This window comes from Ruegeria sp. AF3, from assembly GCF_056536285.1.
In genome coordinates, this window is sequence record NZ_JBQFJM010000001.1 from 1,822,089 (window position 1) to 1,844,041 (window position 21,953).

Here is a 21,953-nt window from a genome sequence, read left to right on the forward strand (position 1 = left end):
TCTCCTGAATGAAATGCGCTTGGGTTGTGAAGGTAGGGGCGGCAGTAGGCAAGGTCAAGATATCTGGGTGCAGGCCAGGGCATCCGTCACAAGATCGTGTGGCAGCCACATAAGATTTGCCGTTCTTGTCCAGAGGATTGCGGTGCGTATCTTATGGTTTGGATAGATCTGCGACAGGGCCTGCGCATACGCGCCCATTTGGCGAAGTAACCCTTCGGGGCAATCTTTGACCCGGTTCGGAACGGTGGCATTTGATTTGAAATCAATCACATGGACATCGGTGTCTGTCACGATCAGGCGGTCGACAATCCCATACATTCGCTGCCCGTTCAGGTCGGCAGTAACAGGTATTTCGGCCAATGTGTCCGGCGTGAAAATGTGTCGCAGGCTTTCGGATGTCAGTACGCCTGTGACTTCGGTCAGCAATGCGCCCTGATCCTCTTGCCTCATGTCGGGCAGCAGGCGGGCACAAAGCTCTGGCCAGTGGTTCTGCGTGACTTTGGGCAGATGCTCAAGCAGCAGGTGCACGCGGGTTCCGCGCAGTTTAGCAGCGTCTTCATCCATACCAGCGTCACCCGGCAACGCCTTGGCCCCACCCAGATCCGAAGGGCTGATAGAGGCCGCCGGTACAACTGGTTCCGGTGCGGGGTGCAGGAACATGTCGGGCAGTTCTGCATGTTTGGCCGATGCAACTGACTGCTCGACCAATGGCAACCCATCCCAGTCGCCATGGGACAGCCGACGTGTATCTGAACCAGGCAGTTGCGTTGCCCCGGCCTTTTCCATCGCCGCCTCTACCATCTGGTACCAGCTGTTGCCATCTTTACCCAGATCACCCGCCGCCGACACGATCAGCCACTTTTCGGCCCGTGTTAGAGCCACATATAGCAAGCGAAGCCGCTCGTTTTCCTCGCGGGTGCGCGCCTCTGACCGGGCGTGAGTGATCAGGTTTGGCGATTGGTCTGCCGAAACCTTCCACAGCGGTGTCCCGTCTGCCACCATGATTTCGGCGTCGCGTGGCGGCTGACGTTTGCCGGTATCCGGCAGAATGACGATCGGAGCCTCCAGACCTTTCGAGCCGTGCACCGTCATCACCCGGATCATATTGCCGACCCCGCTCATCTGTCGTTTGATTTCCAGATCGTCGGTCTGCATCCAGACCAGAAATCCCGTCAGGCTGGGGATATCCGTCCGCTCGTAGGCCAACGCCTGCGACAGCAGGGCATTGATACCGTCTTCTGCCTCGGGTCCCAGTCGGCCCAACAGGTTTCGCCGCCCGTCATGTCGGGTCAGAATGCGTTCGATCAGGTCATAGGGGCGCAGAAAGTCGATCTGACTGCGCAGATCGTTCAGCACGGCCAGGGTTTTGGGGAAATCGTCGGCGCGTCTGCGCAAAGCAGCCCACAGGAATTGCTCCTCCCGCCGATGGGCCAGATCGAAAAGCTGCTGCTCGGACCATCCGAACAGTGGGGATTTCAGAACTGTCGCCAGCGACAGGCTGTCTTCGGGCGTGGCCAGAAAGCTAAGCAGCGCAGCCAGATCCTTGACCGCAAGTTCGGCACCCACTTTCAGCCTGTCCGCCCCGGCGATGGGAAGCCCGGCAACCTTGCAGGCGCGAATGATTTCGGCAAACAAGTCGGACCGGCGTTGCACAAGGATCAGAAAATCACCCGGTTGCACTTTGCGTCGAACAAACTGGCCCTGCGTGTCCCCGTCTTCAGGGATCGTTTCGCCGCCATCGATCATTTCTTTGATCGTCTCAGCCACCCGTTTGGCCAGAATAACGGTATGATGCCGCGATCCGGGCCGGTCCACCGGATCGGTCCAATCCCCCTCTTCCGCGTCTTCGACTTTCTCGACGACGGGCCAAAGATCAACCCGACCGGGCAAATCGGATTTGAAGGCGCGGTGCTGGCTTTCCTTCTGAAATCCCGCATCGGCGCGGTTCTCAAAAAGCGTGTCGACCAGAGACAAGATCGCGCTGGAGGATCGGAATGAATATTCCAGCGTCGAATCCCACAGTTTAGAGCCTGATTCAGCGAGTTTTCGGTCAAACTCTTCCTGCATCCGGTCAAAAGCTTGCGGGTCGGCGCCCTGAAAGGAATAGATCGATTGCTTTTTATCGCCGACCACGAAAATCGTGCGCTCGACCCCTGATCGGGCCCCTTCCCCACTGGTGAATTCCTGAGCCAGTTTTTCGACCACATCCCATTGATCGGGGCTGGTGTCTTGCGCTTCGTCGACAAGAATGTGGTCGATACCCCCGTCTAGACGGTACAGCACCCATTCGGCCACCGCCGGGTCATTCAGAACCTGACGTGCGCGCAGGATCAGGTCGTCGAAATCCAGCCACCCCCGCAACTGCTTGCGGCGTTCATATTCCGGTAGAAATGCAGCGGCAAAGCGGTGCAAAACGGCGGTTTTCTGGGCGGCAACCAGCGCCAGTCGGCGTTCACGCGCGGCCTCGACCCGCAGCATGAGAGCTTCGAGTTGAGGCATCCGGTCCGCCAGCGCACCTTCGCGAAGGGGTTTGGTGGGAAAGCCGTTGATCTTGGCGGTAAACGGTTCTTTTGCGCCTTTTCCGGTCAGCAGCACGTCTTCCAGCATGGGCAAGTGAGCCAATCGTGCGTCGGTGAACCCTGCCAGCCTTGCCGCAGCCTTGGCATTATTGCCTCCACTTTCGAGCAATACGGGCAGCATTGATTGGATCAGCTGGACCTCACCACCCTGAAAAACGCTTTGGAACAACGCATTATCGTCGAAATGCGAGGGCAGTTCGAAGCGTTGCAGAAGATCAGACCAATCCAGTTGCCGCGCGAACAGGTTGCGTTTCTGGGTGATCGCCGCAGTCAGCTTGTCAAAGCCTGTATCGGTGACAAACCGGGCCACGTCTTCGATCAGCCCGGCCTGCGGGCCTTCTGCAAAATCTTCAACAATTTCTTCCCTTAGCAAAGCTGCCGCACGGTCTTCCATTTCCGAAAACTGCGGGCTGACCCCGGCCTCGAGCGGGAAACGACGCAGCAACGAGGCGCAGAAAGAGTGAATTGTCTGAATCTTCAAGCCACCCGGCGTCTCAATGGCGCGGGCAAACAGGGTGCGCGCTTGGGCCAATCGATCTGAATCGATGGTGCCAGTCACGCCCAATTCGGCCAGGTCCTTTTGCAGCCTGGCATCTTCCAGCATGGCCCATTTGCCAAGACGGTCAAACAACCGGTTCTGCATCTCGCTGGCAGCGGCTTTGGTATAGGTCAGGCAAAGAATGTGCTGCGGTTGGACGCCACCCAGCAGCAGGCGCGCCACCCGATCGGTCAGAACCCGTGTCTTTCCAGACCCCGCATTGGCGGCCAGCCAGGTCGAGGCATCTGGTCGCGCGGCCTGCACCTGCCGTTCGGTTGCTTCGTTGCGCGCGCTCATGTCAAATCCTCGGGGCGCGTTTCGGCTGTCCGGTCCCACTCGCCGAACCTGGCCAGATGATCATAGTCACCGATATCCGTATCCTTGTGTAGCATTCGGCGGGACGAATACCCCTGATCAGATTCTAAATAAGCCGAAATCAGCTCTTTCAGCTCGGCTAGAACCTTGTCGGCGGGTTCTTTCAGCAGCGGCGCGGGCACCTCTTTATAGGCACCACCCATCCCGATGAAGATCGCCTCTGCCACCGCCATCGGGTCAAGCCCTTCGATACCGCCCTGCTCGGCCATTGCGGCCTCGATCAGCAATTGCTTGTCGAATTTGGACTGCTGGCTTTCTGTCGGAGGCGCGCCGGTTTTATAGTCGATGATCCGCAAGGCCCCCCGGCTGTTGTGATCGATCCGGTCGGCGCGCCCTGTTATGGTGAAATCCAGCGGGTTCAGCACCAGCTTCATCGCCGCTTCAAAGGCCACTGGCCCGCCATCACCCCGGCGCGAAAGTTCGGCGCTGATAAAGTCGTCTGCGATCCGTTCCAGTCGCGCAAGCCACAGGTGCCGCGCCGTGGGCCAGGCGACATGCTGCTCCAGCAATGCGTGCGCGCGCTTCAGGAAATTCTCACGCGTCAGCAAGGCGTTGTCGAGCACGCTATCCTTGACGAAATGTTCGAGGATTTCGTGGATTACGATCCCCCGCAGCAACGCGTCGGGTGCCTGGACAAGCGGGTCGAGAGGTTTCAAACGCAGCACATGCTTGGCATAGATGGCATAAGGATCGCGAATTAGCCGCTTGATTTCCGTTACTGACAGGTGACGTGGACGCGCGGCAACTGGCGGGCGCGGGGATGGGCGTTGCGCGGGGTCAATGCGCGGCGCGTCTTCCAGAGCGTCGGACCAATTCAGCCAGTTTTGGCCACGGGCGCGCATTTCGGCCAGCGCTTGGGGGCCACCCTGCTCAGGCAGGCCTTGCAACAGGTTTGTCAGCCGGTTCACCCAACGGGACGGCACCGTTTCCGCATCGTCCGAGCGGGTTGCGCGGGTTAGCCAGACCTCGGGCGCGCCGATGGCCTGTTGAAAATCATGCGCCGACAGGCCAATCCGCCGTTCGGGCAGCAACAACCCCGCTTTGTCACGCATCTGCCGGTTCAGCCAGGGGTCAGGAGCCGGAGCTTCTGGCCAACTGCCTTCGTTCAATCCGCCAAGGATCAACAGGTCCGCACCTTGTACCCGCGCTTCGAGTGTGCCCCAGATCATGATATGCGGATGTGGCGCGTCGCGGTCGCGGACCTCTTCCCCTGCAAGCAACGCGCCCAGAAGATCGGCAAAATCATGGGCTGTCATCGGCCCGCCATGTTGCGCCTCATCCCTGAAGGAATTCAGCACTGCCAGCGCTTTTTGACCCGCGTTCTTGTCCCAAAGCGTGCCGGTTTCACCTGCACTGCCGGCCGAGATCGCCTCGGCAAGTGTTGTGAGCCGATCTACCCAGTCGGAAAGCGCCAACTCGCCACAGATCTGTTGATCGCAGAAGTGGTGAACAACCCAGTGGGCCCAGCTTTCGGGGGCTTCTTTGCGTACTGCAAATGCTGCGAGGCTGGTGCCATCCGGAAATGGCGGGCCATTGCGGCGCAGGTCCAGTTCCAGATCACGCGTGTGCAGCAAATGGTTACCGCGTTCACTGCCGTCATGGCACAAAGGGTGTTTTAGCAAGGTAAGCAGCGCCTCGCCCTCCAGACGGCGCGTGAACAGACCAGCCACATGTCGCAGAAACCGGCCCGGAGGCGAGAGTTGCAGCGGCAGGCCGGCGCTGTCATCCGCCAGAATGTTCCACCGGTCCAGCGCGGCGCTGACCTGACGGGTCAACATGCGATCGGGCGTGATCAGGGCGGCGGTCTGACCGGTTTCAGCAGCCTGTCGCAGGCGCAGGGCAATGGCCAAAGCCTCGTCCCGCGGTGATTGCGCCTCGACCAGTGTCAGGTCTTTGGTTGCGCCGAGTAGATCAGCCAGTTTCGGGCCTTCGCTCATCCAGGCATCGGTGATCGGGGCCGGGCGCAAAGCCAGGGAAACCAGACGGTTACGGGCAGGCGAGGGGGCGTTCAGGTCTGTCCAGGGGGTGATCTGGCCGGGTGACAGGCCCAGCCCGCGCATCAACTTGCGAAACCGGTATTGCGGATGATCTTCCGAAGTCAACGCATCATCCAACCCTTCCCAAACGTGATCCGGCTGGTCGAAATCGTATCCGGGCAGTACCAGCGCCCCTTGCGGCAAGCGCGCGACGGCGTCCATCAGCATCAGCGTGGTGCCGCGCGAACCGGTTGACCCGGCCAGAATAACCGGATGCAGGGGGGGATCGGTTTGCCAGCGGGCGATCAGGTTTTCGACCACGCGACGTTGGCGGGCCTGCGCGTCCATCACCTGCGAGCCCGTGTCAATGAAATGATCTGCGATACCGATAAAGCTCTGAGCCCGCGCCCAATGGCCGGACATGTCGCTGACATCCAGCCCCCGGATCGTGTCCGGTGACACACCTTCGCCCTGCATTTCGTCGATCAGCGCCGCCAGACTGTCGGACAGGTCAAAAATCGACGACCGGGCGGCCAGATCCGGTTGTTGTTCCAACAATTTGGCCACCAGCTGAGACAATTCCAGACGCCGCCGAAGGGGCGGGATGGCAGGTGGAATATGCGCCAGATCAGCGTTGTCCCCCAGATCGGTTAGCAGCGATATGCGGGGCAGCAGGCATGGTGGCCCCTGATTGAACAGATCACGTACGCGCCGTTCCATACGCCGCGTGTTCAACACCAGCCCCACCCGCGCCAAAGCCTCGGGCGGGCCTGAACAACGCCGCCTCAGGCCGTCGACCAACGCCTTGGGGAAATCCGTACCGGGCGGGACGGCGAAGACGCGGGGCAGGGGTCCGGGGTCAAACATCTGCCAGCAAATCCTCGGCCAGAGCGATCCCATCTGGGTGGCCCACATCACACCAGCGACCGGGATACTCAATGCCGAACAAACGCCCTTGATCGTGCATCTGGTTCCAAAGCAGGTTCAACGAAAACGCCGGTTGCGAAATGGCGTGCAACCCTTGTGTCTTGAGGATCTGCGCGCCCCCGTAAACCAAGCCGGGCCCACGCGTGATCCGCCCCACCTGATCGGCGGTAAAATCACCCGGCCTGTCGTGACCAATGGCCTGCGCAGTCGGAACACACATCAAAAGCGCATCCATGCGGGACGGGTCCCATGCGTTTTGCAGCAGCATCAATGGATTTGGGCCGGACCAGATTGCGTCGGTATTCAGTGTGAACACAGGGTCGGTGCCCAGCAATGGCAGGGCTGCGCGCAACCCGCCGCCGGTTTCCAAAATCTCCGGCTCTTCCGGCGATATCAGAATGCCTTTGGGCCTGAGATGCGCGTCGAGCTGATCGGCGTGGTAATGCACGTTTGCCACTGTGCGAACAGGGCCAAGGTTGTCGACAAGATCCAGCGCGTGGTCGATCAGGGCGCGCCCGGACACTTCGATCAGCGGTTTGGGTCGGTCCTTGGTCAACGCGCCCATACGGGTGCCAAACCCGGCGGCAAACAACATTACGGCAAAGGGTGATCCGGTCATTGGGGCCTCAGCCTGGCCAAATTCTGAGGTGTTGGTCGGGGCAGAGCGTCGTGCAGCAGCGAGGCCACCGAAACAAGGGCAGGGTGTTCCAGATCCCGCATGAGGTGCGACCAGACCGCCGGGATCATGTCCAGATATTGCGGCTTGCCGTAATCGGTTGCCAGCCGCGAAAAACCGCCAAGGATGCGAAGATTTCGCTGCGCGCCCAATACGCTGTACGCGGTCCGAAACTCGTGATCATCCATACCTGACTCTGCAATATAACGGTTGATCATCTGCATTTCTGTCCCGACCGAAACATCGCGGCGAATGTCCTGAAGCAAGGACACCAGATCATAGGCGGGGTGCCCCAGCATGGCCAATTGGAAATCCAGCAATCCGACGCGCCTTATGCCGTCGCGCTCGGGCAGCCAAAGAAGGTTTTCCGCGTGATAGTCCCTTTGAATGACAACTTTGCCCCCAGAGGTTTCACGGTGCAGAATATCGGCAAACCGAAGTTCGAACCGGTCCAGAACGTCCTGATCAACATTGCCCTGAATTCCAGCGGCATATTTCGTAAGCGCCAGCGCCGCCAGGTCCGTCATCAGGGCCGGGTCGTAGGACGGTAGCGACAATAATGGGGCCTGATGCAGGTGAAGCAACACGTCTGTTGCGGCCTCGTACAAAAGGCGTTCTTTGGACGGGTCTTTTTTCAGAACACGTGCAAACAGATCATCACCCAGATCTTCCAGCAGCAGAAATCCATATTCAGCGTCTTCTGCGTAAATCTCGGGCGCACTCAGTCCAATCGAACGCAGATACTCGGCAATGCGCACAAACGATTCGACGCTTTCGCCCTTGTCAGGTGGCGCATCCATCAGGACAGCCGTTCGCCCACTGACCGGATCGGTCACACGTTCGTACCGGCGGTTCGATGCGTCGCCGGCCAGTGGTGCACGCGTTGCCCCGGCCCAAGGAGTTTGTGCAATAAGGGCTTCTGCCAGGACTGTCCTGTTTGTCATCCGGCATTCTCCAGCTTTTTTACCCATTTCGGATCGGCCCATGACAAGGACACGTGGCGGGTATCTTCTGTGTCAGGGTCTGTTTCGAAGGCCAGCTTTAACGCAGCGGCAGGGGCTAGTGCGCCCAGCTTTTCCGGCCATTCCACAAGGCAGATTGCTGTGTCAAAGGCATCGACCAAACCCAGTTCATCCACTTCCTCTAACGCGTTCAGCCGATAAAGATCGCAGTGCCAGATCTCACCGGCCGGGGTGTCGTAGGTCTGAACCAAAGTGAATGTGGGTGACGGCACATCTTCCGGTTCAGGCATGAGTGATTGAATGAGGCTGCGTGCGAAATGCGTCTTGCCGCTGCCGATTGCACCACTAAGCAACAGGACATCCCCGGCATCAAGCGAAGACCCGACACGGGTCGCAAAATCTGCGGTTTCATCGGGCGATCTGAAGGTCAGGGTTTGGGGGGGCGTCGTCATGGCGCCACAATGACGTTCTGCCCAATCGGCTGCAACCCCGGTTCAGGCGCTGATCTGTTTCAACGGGGCGGTTTTTGTCAGAAGATCCACGGGTGCAAACCGCACGATCGTCGCACCGTTATGAACCGGTGAAACCGTGCAGTCCAAAGTGATGCCCGACCGCATCCGGATTTCAGCCGTCCACTCCGCCCTGTTATCCCGCATTTCGACGAAATCCCGGATCTCTCCCAGAATCGGCGTAGCAACACAATGGTCCTGCCACCGCCGCGTGACATCGGTGACCGTGTCTGTCTGAAAGCCGATTTCCTGTGCGTCGCCCCAAAGCTTTTCGTAGGCGTAGTTGGTAAGGGCCAGGGTGCCATCATCGGCAAATACAGCGATTGCATCGGCCAGCTTGTCCAATATGGATTGCATCAAGTCCATCTCGGACCGGAAGCGGCGCGTTAACGTGATTTCGGCCGTAATATCTTCGAACAGAAACGCAACAGCCCCGTCGGGGTGCGGCCTGCCGCTTACAGAATAAACTGAGCCAGAGGGCAGCGACCATGTTTCGTGATAATTACCGCCCTCGGCTGCTTCGAGCAGGTCGTTCATCTGACGCCGCCATGTACGGTAGTTCTTGGGCTCTGGCATCATGTGCTGATCCCTAAGCCGGTCGAAAAAACTGCTGATGTTCGGGCGGCAGCTGAGGAAATCCGGCGGCAGCGTGGTCAGATCGATCAGGGCCGGGTTGAACAACGCCAGTTGTCGGTTGCGGTCGAAAATGGCCAGGCCGATCGAAAGTTGAGCAAAGGTCTTGGTCATGGTCTGCACGAACTTGCGTTGCGCGGTTTCTGCTTCGACAATAGCGTTGATGTCTGTGGCGTAACATAACCGCCCGTCGTCCTGCACGATCTGCGTCAGGTCGAACCACAACTTGCTGTTGGTTCCTGTCACTTCCACCGCCACTCTTGATTTTCCGAGCGACGGAGCATCAGAGGTGTCCGGGAACAGAGGGGCAGTCAGATCGGCATCCTGACCACGTGCCCGGCGAACAAGCGTGACATAAGCTGCATTGCACCACTGCACCTGGCTGTTGTGATCCAGCAACCATACCGGATAGGGGGCCTGTTCCATGGCCAGACGGCTCGGTTCACTCAGCGCGCTTGACCTGGTCGGAGAGATTCGGGCCGGTTCGTGCAGACGCACGCGGACAATCCCGTCGATCCATTCACACACCACTTCGCGTTCGACTGTGCAATCAATGGCCGAGATTACCAGTACGTTTTGGTCGCGAACTTTTTCGGGTGTTTCGGGGAAGGTGGGGAAATCTCTTTTCAGCAGGCGGTGCAAATCCTGCCAGCTTCCAACATGCTCGAACCCGGCAAGCGCGATATCGGAGTGGCTGATCAGGTGATCACCATCAAACAGGAATACCGCATCAAACAGGGATGTTGTTGAAAACAAGCCAAAGACATCGTCGCGTCGCGTCTGGCGTGGCAATAACCACTGTACGGCAAAGCATCCCGATACCAGGCTGATCGCGGCCAGAATGATCCAATCGGCCATTAATTTCCCCAAGGTAGAACCAAACCCCGGCTGACTATGGGCAGGATAGGTTAACGGCTCCTTAACTCATACTTGAATGCGTTTGTTGGAACCGGATGGAACCGGAGTGTCACCTTTTTGCGCGTCAATCAGGTTGCGCGGCCACGAGACCTTGACGATTGCACCTGTCCTGTCTTTTTGATCGGTCAGACGCTGATACGGATCCGTGCCATTAGCGAATTTCAGCTCGGCGCCGCTGCGTTCCAGCAACGTTTTTGCGATGAACAGCCCCAGTCCCATGCCTTCGTATTCCGGACGGGTTCGCAGGTCGGCTTCGGCCCGTCTGCGGCGCATGAAGGGATCACCGATGCGGCCAATCATGTGCGACGGGTAGCCGCGCCCGTCATCCATGATGCTGACGGTGATTTTGCTGTCCGTCCATTCGGCTTCGACCCAGACATTGGCGCGGGCGAAATCTACGGCATTCTGGATCAGGTTGCGGAGTCCGTGAATGATCTCGGGCTTTCGCAGAATCGAGGGTTGCAGCACATCTCCGTCCTGCGCCGGGCCTTCCGAAAAATGAACGACCTTGCCCCGGTCAACATGCGGTTCGGCGGCTTCGTTCACCACTGTTGAAAGTGGAGCCTGCCGCAAATGCAGGTCATCTTTTCCGGCACGACCCATATCGCGCAAAATGTCGCGGCACCGATCGGCCTGTTCGCGGATCAAGGCCGCGTCTTCCTTGAGGTCGGGACGGTCGTCCAGCTCTTCGATCAGTTCCGCACTCGTCAGTTTGATTGTTGCCAGAGGGGTGCCCAGCTCGTGCGCGGCGGCGGCGACCACGCCGCCCAGATCGGTCAGTTTTTGCTCGCGCGCCAGCGCCATATGGGTGGCAGCCAGCGCTTCGGACATGGACTGAACCTCGGAACTGACGCGGTGAGAATAGGCACCGATAAAGACGATGGCGATAATAATAGCCGCCCAGTTGCCAAACAGCAGGATTTCCGGAATGTCCAAAACCACCCCGATGTTGGTCCGCAGCGGCAGGTGGAATTCCGCCAGCAGAGTGGTCAGAACAATTGCAACAGCCCCGACAATCAAGGTCGACCGTGTGCTCATCACATTGGCGGAAATCGTGACCGGCCCCAGAAGCAGAAGGGCAAAGGGGTTGTTCAGCCCGCCTGTCAGATACAGCAAGATCGACAGTTGCAGAAGATCGAACAGAACCATCAGGAAGTTTTCGAACTCGGACATCCGCTTATTCTGTGGAAACAACAGAATGGCGGTCAGGTTACCCATGACCGAGATCCCGATGGCCAGATAGCACAGGCCCAGTTCCAGCTGCACATGATAGTATTGCTGGGCCACGGTGATGGCGGTGATCTGACCAAAGATGGCAACCCATCGCAACAGGATAAGGGTGCGCAGGCGGATCCAGCTGCTGCGTTCCTGGCCGCGCCAAAAAGTCTGATTGGAATCTGCCATTGGTCGCTTATGTCCTGTTGCAAAGGCTGGTCATCTTGTTAGGTGTCCCAGCCGAAACGATCAACAACTCCTTGCGACCGGAAAACCGAAATGACCCGCCTATACGCAATTCTTGCAACTCTCGTTCTGGCTATTGGCCTAGGTGCGATGTGGCTTTTGACGCGTGGGGGCGGTTCTGGTGACCAGTTTGCACAGTGCCGGTCCGGGCAGATCGCCGGGGGGACCGCTGCTATCGGCGGGCCGTTTGAACTGGTGAATGGCAAAGGTGAGACGGTGACCGACAAAGATGTTATCACCGAACCCACACTTGTCTATTTCGGCTATACATTCTGCCCCGATGTCTGCCCGTTTGACATGTCCCGCAATGTTGAGGCCGTGGATATCCTGAACCAGCGCGGGCAGTCGGCAACGGCGCTGTTCATCTCGATCGATCCCGAACGGGACACGCCCGAGGTTGTGGATGATTATGCCTTCAATCTTGGCGGTAAGACGATTGCGCTGACCGGTTCACCCGAACAGGTCAGGGCGGCGAGCAAGGCTTACAAGACCTTTTACAAGGCACAGGATAAAAGCGACGAATTCTATCTTGTTGACCATTCCACCTTCACCTATCTGGTGACGCCCGAACATGGTTTCCTTGAATTCTTCAAGCGCGATGACACGGCCGAACAGATGGCGGACAAGGTCGGGTGCTTTCTGGACCAGGCTGCGCATTAACAAGGTTGTTTGACCTTTGTTTCTGCGCTGCTATTACTCATGTTTAAGCCAAAGGCATGAAATAGCGGAAAGACCTAACATATGGCAGACAGTTCTCAGCTTGATATCGGCCCTGACAAATCCCTGCTTTTGGTGGATGATGACGAGCCGTTCCTGAGACGTTTGGCCAAGGCCATGGAAAAGCGTGGGTTCGAGGTTGAAACCGCAGGATCCGTCGCCGCAGGTCGTGCAATTTCCACCGCCCGCCCACCGGCTTACGCAGTTGTTGACCTGCGACTGGAGGATGGCAATGGTCTGGATGTGGTTGAGGTTCTGCGCGAAAAGCGCCCCGACAGCCGGGTCGTGGTTCTGACCGGGTACGGGGCGATTGCGACCGCAGTCGCCGCGGTAAAAATCGGCGCAACCGATTATCTGTCGAAACCCGCCGACGCCACCGACATCACCAACGCCTTGCTGGCCAAGGGCGACGAACTGCCCCCGCCGCCGGAAAACCCCATGAGCGCGGACCGCGTGCGCTGGGAACATATCCAGCGGGTCTATGAGCTGTGTGATCGCAATGTCAGCGAAACGGCGCGGCGGCTGAACATGCACCGCCGGACCTTGCAGCGGATACTGGCGAAACGCAGCCCGCGGTGAATTTAAATCGAGCGTTTGTTCGCAGAGTGAGGTTTATCGAATCTCACTCTCGATTTTTGCAATAAACTCTTTACGGGCAACTGGGTTTGAGAACTGAAATAGCCCTTTTGTTTTAAGCGCACTAAGTACAAATTCTGTTCTTAACGTTGTTTCTCCACGTCTTAGTATGAAAACGTTTGTAGATGTATACTGCTCACTGCACACAACCTCGTATTCATGCAGTTTACCAAAGGCTTTTCCGGTTTCGCTGCCAAAGAAATCCAGATAACTCTGGAACTCTTTTGGGGAAAGATGTCTTTGAATTCGGGCTTCTTCATATCCGTGCACTTGTGGAACAATGACAGTTTTTTCTACCCATCCAGCCTTACATTCTTTGTAACTTAGCTTTCTTAGTTTCTGCCAAGTGCCGGTGAGATAAAATTCTTTGACCTTGCTCAACTGCTGTGTGGTGTATGCATCAAGTTGCCATTGCGCAATTTCATCAAGATGCCCGTTGATGGCAATATCCGTAATTTCTTCGGGTACAAGGCTTACAAGGCGCTTAGTGTCTGTTACACGGATGTTGTGTTTACCCAACAGTTCCTTGAGGTATTCAACATAATATATTGAGGCATTTTTCCGCAACGTAAGAATCTGTTCTTCCAGTAGAAATTGACTTGCAATGTACTTTGCATCGTCTTCTGGTGATGCGGAAACCTTGAATGCAGCACAGCATATTAAACTAACTGAAAGAAAAAACTTAATCACTCAAACTGTCCTTAAAACTCTGACAACAAAACTTTATACCGATCAGAGAATGCCCGCCGCACCTTAACCGGTGGCCTAAGCGTGATCTCCAATCCCTCCATCACCGCTTTATCCGGGCGACCAAAGAATTTCGTCGCCTCGGCCTCGGAAAAGCCTGCGATCTGGGTTGCCTCCATCCAGGCGCTGATCTTGTCGGCCTTTTTGATCTGCCGTTTCACCGTTTTCGGCACTTCAGCGGGCAGGCCGAACCGGATGTGGATCGCCGCCGCCAACCGGTCATCCAGCGCGCCGTAACCGGGGCCCACGGCAGATTTGACCGGCGAAATCATGTCGCCGATCACGTATTCCGGCGCATCATGTAACAGGGCTGCCAGCCGCCATTTGACGGGTGTCTTGGGCGCAATTCTTCCGAAGAGTTCCTCAACCAATAGGGAATGCTCGGCCACGGAATAGGCGAAATCGCCGCGTGTCTGCCCGTTCCAACGTGCCACAAAAGCAAGCCCATGCGCGATATCTTCGATCTCGATATCCACCGGGGTCGGGTCCAGCAGATCCAGCCGACGCCCCGATAACATGCGCTGCCATGCCCTGGGTTGTGTTGCCATTTTGCTATGCCTCGCCTGACCGGACGCGATTGCGCCATATTTTTGTGCTATGATGTACCTGTCTGGATCACTTGCTGCCAACAGTTTCTTGAGCATTTGTGCTTTGAAACGGCGCGCCATGATCCCGACATCAAAACCGAGGGGGGCACATGCTTCTCCCGGTGTGCTCCTCTCGACCGTGAAACGCGAAACGATAGGAGTTTGTCATGTTCAAGCGTTTATTCGCCATTGCCCTGACCTTTGGAATGGCTGCGACCGCCCCACCAGCCTTTGCCCGGAGTTGTGCAGAGCGCGGCGACATCGTCACCAAATTGCAGGAAAACTATGCCGAGGAATTGGCCTTTGGCGGCCTGCAAAAGACGCGCGACGCGCAGTCTGTGATGGAGGTGTGGGCCTCGAAGGAAACGGGCAGCTATACCGTTTTGGTAACCAATGCGAACGGAATCAGTTGTATTGTTGCCGTTGGCACCGATTTTTTTGAAGCGATACCAAAGATAAAAATCGAAGGCACGCCAAGCTGAAAGCGGCCACCAAGCTTCCGGTAACAGTCTTCAAAGTTGCCACCTGCCCCAAGGAGTGCTAGGGGCAGCCGGGACTGTGATTTACCGAAAACGGAGCGCCAGATGGCCGTGGACTATATCGTTAAAGACATTTCGCTGGCCGGGTTCGGCCGCAAGGAATTGGACATTGCCGAAACCGAGATGCCGGGCTTGATGTCCCTGCGTGCGGAATATGGGGAAAGCAAACCTCTGACAGGTGCGCGTATCGTTGGATCGCTGCACATGACCATCCAGACAGCTGTTCTGATTGAAACGCTGGTTGCGCTGGGCGCGGATGTGCGCTGGGCGTCGTGCAACATCTTCTCGACCCAGGACCATGCAGCAGCCGCGATTGCCGAGGCAGGCATTCCCGTCTTCGCCATCAAGGGTCAGACGCTGGAAGAGCATTGGGATTACCTGGATAAATCCTTCTTGTTCGAAGACGGCCCGAACATGATCCTCGACGATGGTGGCGACGCGACCCTGTACATCCTGCTGGGTGCACGTGCGGAAGCGGGCGAAGACGTCATCCCTGTTCCGGGTTCGGAAGAGGAAGAGGTGATCAAGAAGCAGATCGCCAAGCGCATGGCGGCAAGCCCCGGCTGGTTCACCAAGATACGTGACCAGATCCAAGGCGTTTCCGAGGAAACCACCACCGGCGTGAACCGCCTGTATCAACTGGTGAAAGACGGCCACCTGCCCTTCCCGGCGATCAACGTGAATGACTCGGTCACAAAGTCGAAATTCGACAATAAATACGGCTGTAAGGAATCGCTGGTTGACGGTATTCGCCGCGCCACCGACACAATGATGGCCGGTAAGGTTGCCGTGGTTTGCGGCTATGGCGACGTCGGCAAGGGTTCAGCCGCCAGCTTGCGTGGCGCGGGTGCGCGCGTGAAGGTGACCGAAGTTGACCCGATCTGCGCGCTGCAGGCTGCGATGGATGGGTTCGAAGTAACCCTGCTGGAAGACGAAGTTGCCAGCGCGGATATCTTCATCACCACCACCGGCAACAAGGACGTGATCCGCATCGAGCATATGCGCGAGATGAAGGACATGGCCATCGTCGGCAATATCGGGCACTTCGACAACGAGATTCAGGTGGCCAGCCTGAAGAACCACAAGTGGACCAATATCAAGGAGCAGGTGGACATGATCGAGATGCCTTCGGGCAACCGTCTGATCCTGCTGTCTGAAGGCCGCCTTCTCAATCTTGGCAACGCCACAGGTCACCCGTCTTTTGTGATGTCGGCCTCGTTCACCAACCAGGTTCTGGCACAGATCGAGCTGTTCACCAAAGGTGATCAGTACGAGAACAAGGTCTACATCCTGCCCAAGCATCTGGACGAAAAAGTAGCCCGCCTGCATCTGGATCGCATCGGCGTGAAGCTGACGAAGATGGATGCGGATCAGGCCGCGTACATCGGTGTCAAACCAGAAGGTCCATACAAGCCGGAACACTACCGCTACTGATTGTCGTCTGACGATGACACAGAATAACGGACGCCGCCGGTTTCTTTACTCGGCGGCGTTCTTTGTTTTCAGGGTTCTGGTTGTGGCGATCGTGCTGGGTGGCGGTGGCTGGGTGCTGCTGGCGCATCCAAAGACACCGGTGCCATCTCACTGGAACCCATTGCATGACCTTAAAGTCAGCGCGCCGGTCACGCCGGTCACCAGGTATCAACTGAACCGGGCCTTGGCGGATGAAACCCAGTGTCGGGCTACATTGACCGAAGCAGGCGTTCATTTCGAGGCGATGGAGGATCTGGTCATTGATCAGAACTGTGGCATTGCCGCACGGGGCCTTCTGACCCGGCTGGCCACTTCGCACATCGAAGCCGTTGAAACCAGTTGCGCCACAACATTGCGGCTGACGATGTGGGAACACCATGTCGTTCAGCCGGCCGCGTACGAACTGCTTGGAACCGGCATTGCCCGATTGCGCCATGTCGGAAGCTACAATTGCAGGCGCATGCGCACCCTACGAGGTGAAAACAACGGATGGAGCAGCCATGCCCGTGCGGACTCGATCGATATCATCGGTGTGGAGACGACCGATGGCCGCGTGCTGACCCTGTTAAATGACTGGCAGGGCTCCGGACCCGAACCCGCATTCCTGCGGCAAATCTGGCGGGGCGCGTGCGATTGGTTTCGTGTGGTTCTGGGCCCGGACTTCAATCGCTTGCACGCGGATCATTTTCACCTGCAAGGTTCGGGCTGGGGGTATTGTAGATAGGTCTTGTAGCCCGTGCATTCCAGCCCTCGTTAAGGGGGAGGAAACGCAATATTTTATCCTTTTGGGCTGACCTGTGACACGTCTAGTCTCGGCCATCGGTGATTGGTGCCGGATTAACGGATAAAGGAGATTGGGACATGGGCAAGCGCGACGAGTTGATAGCCAAATACGCTGAAGATCTGAAAAACAAATGTGGGATGAACCCCGATATGGTCCTGCTGACCAAGGTCACAATCGGTTGCGGCCCGGCAATTTATGACGCAGATGCGGCAACTGTTGCAGCCAGCCAGGCGCCCGAGTTGGAAACCGTCAAGAACAACTTCCTGATCAAGAAACTGGGCCTGTCAGATGGTCCCGAGCTGATGGCAGCGATCAACAAAGCCATGGAAACTTATGGCATGTCCGAGCGCAACAAATACCGCGCCGTGGTCTATTACATGCTGACCAAGCATTTCGGGAAAGAAGCTGTTTACGGCTGATCTAACCGCGCAATCCTGAAACGCCTGTCGTCTTTCCGGCAGGCGTTTCGTATTTGAGTTGTTTTTTAAGGACTTGGCGTTTGAAACGCTGCGCGCGGTTGGGCTAAGGTCAATCCGTGACCAGGACGGTCAGAACCAGATATTTCCATACGCGTGTGGTGAGTAGGGAGCACGCGGGGGTAGGGAAGGTTCTGTATCGTCAGAGCCTTCCCTCATTACTCATCTGAACTCTTTAAGAATACGCGCGATGAGGTTTTCTGCTCTGTCAGGTTGAACCGTTGAATTGTCGTCCGCATTTCCGCCGCTGCCTTCCAGATAAACCTCGATCCGCCCCGGGCGCGTCTTGCTGCCCGAGCTTGTGAAGTCCCGTGAAATACCCCCCAGTGCATCGGCGGCCATCGCGGCGTTTTCGGCGTCATCGGGGTGATAAAACCGGACCTGGGTTTCTCTGACCCGGTATCCCACCCGAGCTGTTGCCACCACTGTTGCCTGACCTCGGACAAGCAGTTCCAACGCCCGGTTGCTGGTCTCTTGCGAAACTCTCGACGGTACAAAAAGCGAGACCTCAAGATCAATGATCGGCGTCACAAGAAGCGGTTTCACCTCGGCGTAGGGCGGGTTGGCGGGTGTGTCGATCTCTTGCGGAATGGGATCATTGGTTATCTGTGATATCTGCGATAATCCGCCCTTGTTCAGCGGATTGGGATTGCGAAGTCGTGGTTCATACCAGGCAGGAATCGCGGCTTGAATGTCTGAGGCGGTCGCGGCGGCCAACGTGGGTTCCATCCGGGCAGGAATGAAAATCTTGGGCGGTGTTAAGGAAATCTCCGGCTTCTCCGTTACCGCTTCGGGATTCGGGCCGGTTGCAAACTCGCTTTCCGGCATGACAGTGTTTTCCAGTTCCTGGGAAAGGGTTGCACTGGATTGATCCAAAACAACCGGATCGACTGACTCGCTATTTGGCTTGTCCAAGAGTTCGCTGACGTCAGCGGGTATTGAGAGAGGCTCAGGCTCAGGGGGCCCTGAAACCAACAGATCCTCTGGTATAGGGGCGTCTTTCGGGTCCGGCAGGCTGGTGGCTGCGGCCTCAGGCGGTTCTTCGGGGGCCAGAAAGGTTTCAGAAAGCGCATTCAGAACGGCCTGATCTTCTGCGTCTGCGGTTGGCCAGTCATCTAAAAGATTTGCAATGACCCATTGCAAGGCGGCCCCGCACAAAAGGGCAACCAGTACTAACGCGACCCGAGTTTTCCGTTTTTTTCTGACGCGTGGCTTGTCCAGATTTAGCGAGCGGACCCGTTCGGAAACGATCTGCTCAGTATCTGTATCGTCCGGTGGGGGCAGAACGTCCGATTGCGCAGAGGTCGAAGCAGGTTCTTTCAGCGCCTCTTCTTGCGCCCCCGCAAGCACCGACGCGCGCTTCTCCCGCGCCTCTTTCAGGCGCGCTTCCCAGGTTCTCGTGCTTTTCGCAGCAACGGTGTTATCGAGTGTCCCGTTGCCGTTTTCAGTGTCAGACACGGGGTTCAAACTTTCAAAACATATCGAATTTATCCGAACAACACCAAGCGGTTACGATCAGAGCAATCATAACCTTCAGGTCCCTACCCGGCGTAGCCCTTGGAAACATAACACCTTGCCGGGCGTTTGAGAAGTTTTGCACCTTGTACAGGACGGCAGGTCAATCCGGCTGCGTTTCACCCAAGGCGCAGATCGCCTTCCATTGATCGTCAGTTACCGGCTGCACCGATAAACGAGAGTTTTTCACCAACACCATTTCGGCAAGCCGTTCGTCGGCCTTGATCTGGTCCAGTGTCACGGGTTTGGAAAAGGACCGGACGGCCTTGATATCCACGCATTCCCAGCGCTCATCATCGGTGGAATTGTCGGGATGTGCCTCGGCGCATACTTCGACAATACCAACAACTGACTTGTCCTTTTGAGAGTGGTAGAAGAACCCCCAATCCCCAATGGCCATCTGACGCATGAAATTGCGCGCCTGATAGTTGCGCACACCGTCCCATTCCTCGCCCTTATCCCCCTTGGCCATTTGCTGTTCCCAGCTCCAGGTCGAAGGTTCGGACTTGAAAAGCCAATATGCCATCAGCCGATCACCTTTTTCCAGGGAATCAGTTCAACCGACTGGAACAATCCAGCCTTCGCATAGGGGTCATTATCTGCCCAGTTTTGCGCAGTAGCCAGATCTTCGACGTCGAGCACAACCAGCGAACCGATCATGGCGTCGCCATCCAGCAGCGGCCCTGCCTGCGATACAACACCCGTTTCTTCGATATAGGCCAGATGGGCCGCGCGATTGTCCAACCGGGTTTGCAGTGCCCCGGCTTTGTCACGGGCGATGAGTGCGATCAGCATGTTATTCCTCCTTGAGTGGGCGATTGAGCAGGTTTTGGATGGCCTCGGTCACACTGTAGGCACCATGGCTCAGATCCGCCACCGTTGTACTGATGGGCATGTCCAGCCCTTCCTTGACGGCAATCTCTGACATGGCGCGCGCGGTGGCGACGCCTTCGACAGTAGTATGTTGGTCAAATGGTTGGTTCAGGCCCAAACTAAGACCAAAACGGTAGTTTCGGGACAGCTCTGAGGAACAGGTCAACACCAGATCTCCAAGCCCGGACAAGCCCATCAGGGTGTCAGGACGCGCGCCCCGCAGGGCGGCAAAGCGCTGCATTTCCGCAAAACCGCGAGTCATCAACGCGGCTCGGGCGCTGTCCCCCAGCCCCGCGCCGATTGCTGCGCCGCAACCGATGGCCATGATGTTCTTCAGCGCCCCGCCAAGTTCAGCACCTATGGTGTCAGTGGTCCGATAGAGGCGCAGGTTCGCAGTGGCCAGCTCGGTCTGCAATGTTTTGCCAAGATTCGTATCACCGCAAGCCAGCGTTAACGCAGTGGGCAAACCGCGCGCTATGTCATCAGCAAAACTGGGTCCTGTCAGCAAAGCGATCGGGGCGTCAGGGACAACATCCCTGATGACCGCAACGGGCCCGAGGCCAGAATCCAACTCTATCCCCTTACAGCAAGCGACCAGTGTCTTGCCGTGCAGCACCGGGGCGCGATCTTGCAAGGCGCTGCGCAATTGCTGCATAGGAACGGCCAAAAGCAGAATGTCAGCCTTCGACGCCTCAGCGATATTTGCGGTTACGGCGATGTTCGTGCGTAAGGAAACACCAGGCAGCCTGGTGGAGTTTTCGCGCGTCTCATGCATCTGCCGCGCCTGATCGGCGTTTCTGGACCACAGCGTTACTGGCCCGTTGCCTGATAGCGAGATTGCCAAAGCGGTACCAAACGCGCCGGATCCCAGGACAGATACGTTCATGCCTTGGCCCCTTTCTTACCGCTGCCCAGCATTGCCGGGCTGCGTTGATCGAGCGGCCAGCGGGGGCGGGCAGTCAGGTCCAGACCGTCGCGCGCGCCGGTGCGAAAGCGTTCAAGGCCCGCATAGGCAATCATCGCGGCATTGTCTGTGCACAAAGCCAGCGGAGGTGCTGTAAACCGAGCGCCTTGCTGCGCACAAACAGACTCTAATGCTGTCCGAATAGCCGAATTCGCTGCCACCCCACCTGCGACCGCGACAACGGGATCAACAGGTTTGTGATCAAGGTACAGATCAATCGCGCGGCGGGTTTTCTCGGCCAATGTGTCCACTATGGCCTGCTGGAATCCTGCGCACAGATCAGCACGGTCCTGACGGGTCAGCCCACCCTTGTCGGCTACGATCTGGTCGCGCATCCGCATCAACGCTGTTTTCAGCCCCGAAAAAGACAAGTCACAGCCGGGCCGGTCCAGCAGTGGCCTGGGAAAACGGAACCGCTGGGGATTGCCATCACGGGCCTCAGCCTCGACAGACGGGCCGCCGGGTTGCGGCAGGCCCAGCAGGCGAGCGGTCTTGTCAAAGGCTTCCCCAGGTGCGTCGTCGATTGTACCGCCCAGGCGAGTAAACTGCTCGGGGTTATTGGCGATCAGGTATTGGCAATGGCCGCCCGACACCAGAAGCATGAGGTAAGGGAAGGCGATGCCGTCCGTCAGGCGGGGTGTCAGGGCGTGACCGGCAAGATGATTGACGCCAATCAGCGGCAAGCCCGTGGCGGCGCTCAACCCTTTGGCGCACATGACACCGGACATGACCCCTCCGATCAGACCGGGCCCGGCGGTGACGGCAATAGCGTCCATGTCGCGCAGCGACAGACCGGCGGCCTCCAGTGCCTGCATGACACAGACATCCAGCTTTTCGGCATGCGCACGGGCCGCAATCTCGGGCACGACACCGCCAAAGGCGCTGTGCAGATCGGTTTGACCGCGCACCACAGAAGACAGGATCTCGGCTTTGGCACCTTCGGTCTGGCGCACGACAGCTGCGGCTGTGTCGTCACAGCTGCTTTCCAAACCCAATACGGTAAGTGTTTGCACCATCACCCTGATCCGTTGCATCATGTATATACGGCGGGGTATCACCCTGCGCGGATGCAAACAATCCTGAAGGGT

The 21,953-nt window shown here is 57.5% G+C and carries 20 protein-coding genes; 6 read left to right on the forward strand and 14 right to left on the reverse strand.

Going from position 1 to position 21,953, the window contains the following annotated elements:
* Positions 1 to 54: 54 nt before the first annotated feature.
* The 7 genes from addA to regB all read right to left on the reverse strand — a co-directional run bounded on the left by addA (position 55) and on the right by regB (position 11,497).
* Entirely contained in the window at positions 55 to 3,414 is a 3,360-nt protein-coding gene (gene addA / locus ACR3FC_RS09245) for a double-strand break repair helicase AddA (protein ID WP_480474427.1), read from the reverse strand.
* Positions 3,411 to 6,335 carry a double-strand break repair protein AddB gene (gene addB / locus ACR3FC_RS09250; protein ID WP_480474429.1) on the reverse strand — a complete coding sequence of 975 codons (2,925 nt, stop codon included), beginning with the start codon at positions 6,333 to 6,335 and terminating at the stop codon, positions 3,411 to 3,413. Before addB ends, addA begins: the two co-directional genes overlap by 4 nt.
* The gene (locus ACR3FC_RS09255; RefSeq protein WP_480474431.1) at positions 6,328 to 7,014 is read right to left on the reverse strand and encodes a nucleotidyltransferase family protein; all 687 of its coding nucleotides are present in this window, start codon (positions 7,012 to 7,014) and stop codon (positions 6,328 to 6,330) included. Before ACR3FC_RS09255 ends, addB begins: the two co-directional genes overlap by 8 nt.
* Positions 7,011 to 8,015 carry an aminoglycoside phosphotransferase family protein gene (locus tag ACR3FC_RS09260; RefSeq protein ID WP_480474433.1) on the reverse strand — a complete coding sequence of 335 codons (1,005 nt, stop codon included), beginning with the start codon at positions 8,013 to 8,015 and terminating at the stop codon, positions 7,011 to 7,013. The genes ACR3FC_RS09255 and ACR3FC_RS09260 overlap by 4 nt, the downstream gene beginning before the upstream one ends.
* On the reverse strand, positions 8,012 to 8,485 hold the full coding sequence (gene tsaE, locus ACR3FC_RS09265; protein ID WP_480474435.1) for a tRNA (adenosine(37)-N6)-threonylcarbamoyltransferase complex ATPase subunit type 1 TsaE: 474 nt from the start codon (positions 8,483 to 8,485) through the stop codon (positions 8,012 to 8,014). The genes ACR3FC_RS09260 and tsaE overlap by 4 nt, the downstream gene beginning before the upstream one ends.
* 42 nt (positions 8,486 to 8,527) lie before the next feature.
* Positions 8,528 to 10,033 carry a PAS-domain containing protein gene (locus tag ACR3FC_RS09270; protein ID WP_480474437.1) on the reverse strand — a complete coding sequence of 502 codons (1,506 nt, stop codon included), beginning with the start codon at positions 10,031 to 10,033 and terminating at the stop codon, positions 8,528 to 8,530.
* Between the two features lie 66 nt (positions 10,034 to 10,099).
* Positions 10,100 to 11,497, reverse strand: a complete 1,398-nt coding sequence (gene regB, locus ACR3FC_RS09275; RefSeq protein ID WP_480474439.1) for a sensor histidine kinase RegB — start codon at positions 11,495 to 11,497, stop codon at positions 10,100 to 10,102.
* 90 nt (positions 11,498 to 11,587) lie between these two features.
* Between regB and ACR3FC_RS09280 the strand changes: the two genes are divergently transcribed.
* Positions 11,588 to 12,214, forward strand: a complete 627-nt coding sequence (locus tag ACR3FC_RS09280) for an SCO family protein (RefSeq protein WP_480474441.1) — start codon at positions 11,588 to 11,590, stop codon at positions 12,212 to 12,214.
* 81 nt (positions 12,215 to 12,295) lie between these two features.
* Positions 12,296 to 12,850, forward strand: a complete 555-nt coding sequence (locus ACR3FC_RS09285; RefSeq protein ID WP_050604676.1) for an ActR/PrrA/RegA family redox response regulator transcription factor — start codon at positions 12,296 to 12,298, stop codon at positions 12,848 to 12,850.
* Between the two features lie 33 nt (positions 12,851 to 12,883).
* On the opposite strand, the gene ACR3FC_RS09290 is transcribed toward ACR3FC_RS09285, so the two are convergent.
* Positions 12,884 to 13,597 (reverse strand): hypothetical protein, encoded by a 714-nt coding sequence (locus tag ACR3FC_RS09290; protein ID WP_480474443.1) that lies wholly within the window; start codon positions 13,595 to 13,597, stop codon positions 12,884 to 12,886.
* A gap of 11 nt (positions 13,598 to 13,608) precedes the next feature.
* The gene (locus tag ACR3FC_RS09295) at positions 13,609 to 14,202 is read right to left on the reverse strand and encodes an HD domain-containing protein (RefSeq protein WP_480474445.1); all 594 of its coding nucleotides are present in this window, start codon (positions 14,200 to 14,202) and stop codon (positions 13,609 to 13,611) included.
* A 206-nt stretch (positions 14,203 to 14,408) separates the two neighbouring features.
* Here ACR3FC_RS09295 and ACR3FC_RS09300 point away from each other — a divergent pair, with 206 nt between their 5' ends.
* The 4 genes from ACR3FC_RS09300 to ACR3FC_RS09315 all read left to right on the forward strand — a co-directional run bounded on the left by ACR3FC_RS09300 (position 14,409) and on the right by ACR3FC_RS09315 (position 17,456).
* Positions 14,409 to 14,723 carry a hypothetical protein gene (locus ACR3FC_RS09300; RefSeq protein ID WP_480474447.1) on the forward strand — a complete coding sequence of 105 codons (315 nt, stop codon included), beginning with the start codon at positions 14,409 to 14,411 and terminating at the stop codon, positions 14,721 to 14,723.
* A 102-nt stretch (positions 14,724 to 14,825) separates the two neighbouring features.
* The gene (gene ahcY, locus ACR3FC_RS09305; RefSeq protein ID WP_480474448.1) at positions 14,826 to 16,214 is read left to right on the forward strand and encodes an adenosylhomocysteinase; all 1,389 of its coding nucleotides are present in this window, start codon (positions 14,826 to 14,828) and stop codon (positions 16,212 to 16,214) included.
* A 13-nt stretch (positions 16,215 to 16,227) separates the two neighbouring features.
* Positions 16,228 to 16,977, forward strand: coding sequence for an extensin-like domain-containing protein (locus tag ACR3FC_RS09310; RefSeq protein WP_480474449.1), 750 nt, complete (start codon positions 16,228 to 16,230; stop codon positions 16,975 to 16,977).
* A 137-nt stretch (positions 16,978 to 17,114) separates the two neighbouring features.
* Positions 17,115 to 17,456: a DUF2853 family protein gene (locus ACR3FC_RS09315; protein ID WP_480474450.1), complete on the forward strand. Its 342-nt coding sequence runs from the start codon at positions 17,115 to 17,117 to the stop codon at positions 17,454 to 17,456.
* Positions 17,457 to 17,675: 219 nt separating this feature from the next.
* On the opposite strand, the gene ACR3FC_RS09320 is transcribed toward ACR3FC_RS09315, so the two are convergent.
* From ACR3FC_RS09320 to tsaD, 5 genes are all read right to left on the reverse strand, one after another.
* Positions 17,676 to 18,971 (reverse strand): hypothetical protein, encoded by a 1,296-nt coding sequence (locus ACR3FC_RS09320; protein WP_480474452.1) that lies wholly within the window; start codon positions 18,969 to 18,971, stop codon positions 17,676 to 17,678.
* 160 nt (positions 18,972 to 19,131) lie between these two features.
* On the reverse strand, positions 19,132 to 19,554 hold the full coding sequence (locus ACR3FC_RS09325; protein ID WP_480474453.1) for an EVE domain-containing protein: 423 nt from the start codon (positions 19,552 to 19,554) through the stop codon (positions 19,132 to 19,134).
* Positions 19,554 to 19,823 (reverse strand): YciI family protein, encoded by a 270-nt coding sequence (locus ACR3FC_RS09330; protein WP_480474454.1) that lies wholly within the window; start codon positions 19,821 to 19,823, stop codon positions 19,554 to 19,556. Before ACR3FC_RS09330 ends, ACR3FC_RS09325 begins: the two co-directional genes overlap by 1 nt.
* A gap of 1 nt (position 19,824) precedes the next feature.
* On the reverse strand, positions 19,825 to 20,787 hold the full coding sequence (locus ACR3FC_RS09335; RefSeq protein ID WP_480474455.1) for an NAD(P)H-dependent glycerol-3-phosphate dehydrogenase: 963 nt from the start codon (positions 20,785 to 20,787) through the stop codon (positions 19,825 to 19,827).
* Entirely contained in the window at positions 20,784 to 21,881 is a 1,098-nt protein-coding gene (gene tsaD, locus ACR3FC_RS09340) for a tRNA (adenosine(37)-N6)-threonylcarbamoyltransferase complex transferase subunit TsaD (protein WP_480476864.1), read from the reverse strand. Before tsaD ends, ACR3FC_RS09335 begins: the two co-directional genes overlap by 4 nt.
* Between the last annotated feature and the right edge of the window lie 72 nt (positions 21,882 to 21,953).

Bases quoted from the DNA above. Each gene is read 5' to 3' on its own strand.
- addA (WP_480474427.1), bottom strand. From the start codon at position 3,414: ATGAGCGCGCGCAACGAAGCAACCGAACGGCAGGTGCAGGCCGCGCGA.
- addB (WP_480474429.1), bottom strand. From the start codon at position 6,335: ATGTTTGACCCCGGACCCCTGCCCCGCGTCTTCGCCGTCCCGCCCGGT.
- ACR3FC_RS09255 (WP_480474431.1), bottom strand. From the start codon at position 7,014: ATGACCGGATCACCCTTTGCCGTAATGTTGTTTGCCGCCGGGTTTGGC.
- ACR3FC_RS09260 (WP_480474433.1), bottom strand. From the start codon at position 8,015: ATGACAAACAGGACAGTCCTGGCAGAAGCCCTTATTGCACAAACTCCT.
- tsaE (WP_480474435.1), bottom strand. From the start codon at position 8,485: ATGACGACGCCCCCCCAAACCCTGACCTTCAGATCGCCCGATGAAACC.
- ACR3FC_RS09270 (WP_480474437.1), bottom strand. From the start codon at position 10,033: ATGGCCGATTGGATCATTCTGGCCGCGATCAGCCTGGTATCGGGATGC.
- regB (WP_480474439.1), bottom strand. From the start codon at position 11,497: ATGGCAGATTCCAATCAGACTTTTTGGCGCGGCCAGGAACGCAGCAGC.
- ACR3FC_RS09280 (WP_480474441.1), top strand. From the start codon at position 11,588: ATGACCCGCCTATACGCAATTCTTGCAACTCTCGTTCTGGCTATTGGC.
- ACR3FC_RS09285 (WP_050604676.1), top strand. From the start codon at position 12,296: ATGGCAGACAGTTCTCAGCTTGATATCGGCCCTGACAAATCCCTGCTT.
- ACR3FC_RS09295 (WP_480474445.1), bottom strand. From the start codon at position 14,202: ATGGCAACACAACCCAGGGCATGGCAGCGCATGTTATCGGGGCGTCGG.
- ACR3FC_RS09300 (WP_480474447.1), top strand. From the start codon at position 14,409: ATGTTCAAGCGTTTATTCGCCATTGCCCTGACCTTTGGAATGGCTGCG.
- ahcY (WP_480474448.1), top strand. From the start codon at position 14,826: ATGGCCGTGGACTATATCGTTAAAGACATTTCGCTGGCCGGGTTCGGC.
- ACR3FC_RS09310 (WP_480474449.1), top strand. From the start codon at position 16,228: ATGACACAGAATAACGGACGCCGCCGGTTTCTTTACTCGGCGGCGTTC.
- ACR3FC_RS09315 (WP_480474450.1), top strand. From the start codon at position 17,115: ATGGGCAAGCGCGACGAGTTGATAGCCAAATACGCTGAAGATCTGAAA.
- ACR3FC_RS09325 (WP_480474453.1), bottom strand. From the start codon at position 19,554: ATGGCATATTGGCTTTTCAAGTCCGAACCTTCGACCTGGAGCTGGGAA.
- ACR3FC_RS09330 (WP_480474454.1), bottom strand. From the start codon at position 19,823: ATGCTGATCGCACTCATCGCCCGTGACAAAGCCGGGGCACTGCAAACC.
- ACR3FC_RS09335 (WP_480474455.1), bottom strand. From the start codon at position 20,787: ATGAACGTATCTGTCCTGGGATCCGGCGCGTTTGGTACCGCTTTGGCA.
- tsaD (WP_480476864.1), bottom strand. From the start codon at position 21,881: ATGGTGCAAACACTTACCGTATTGGGTTTGGAAAGCAGCTGTGACGAC.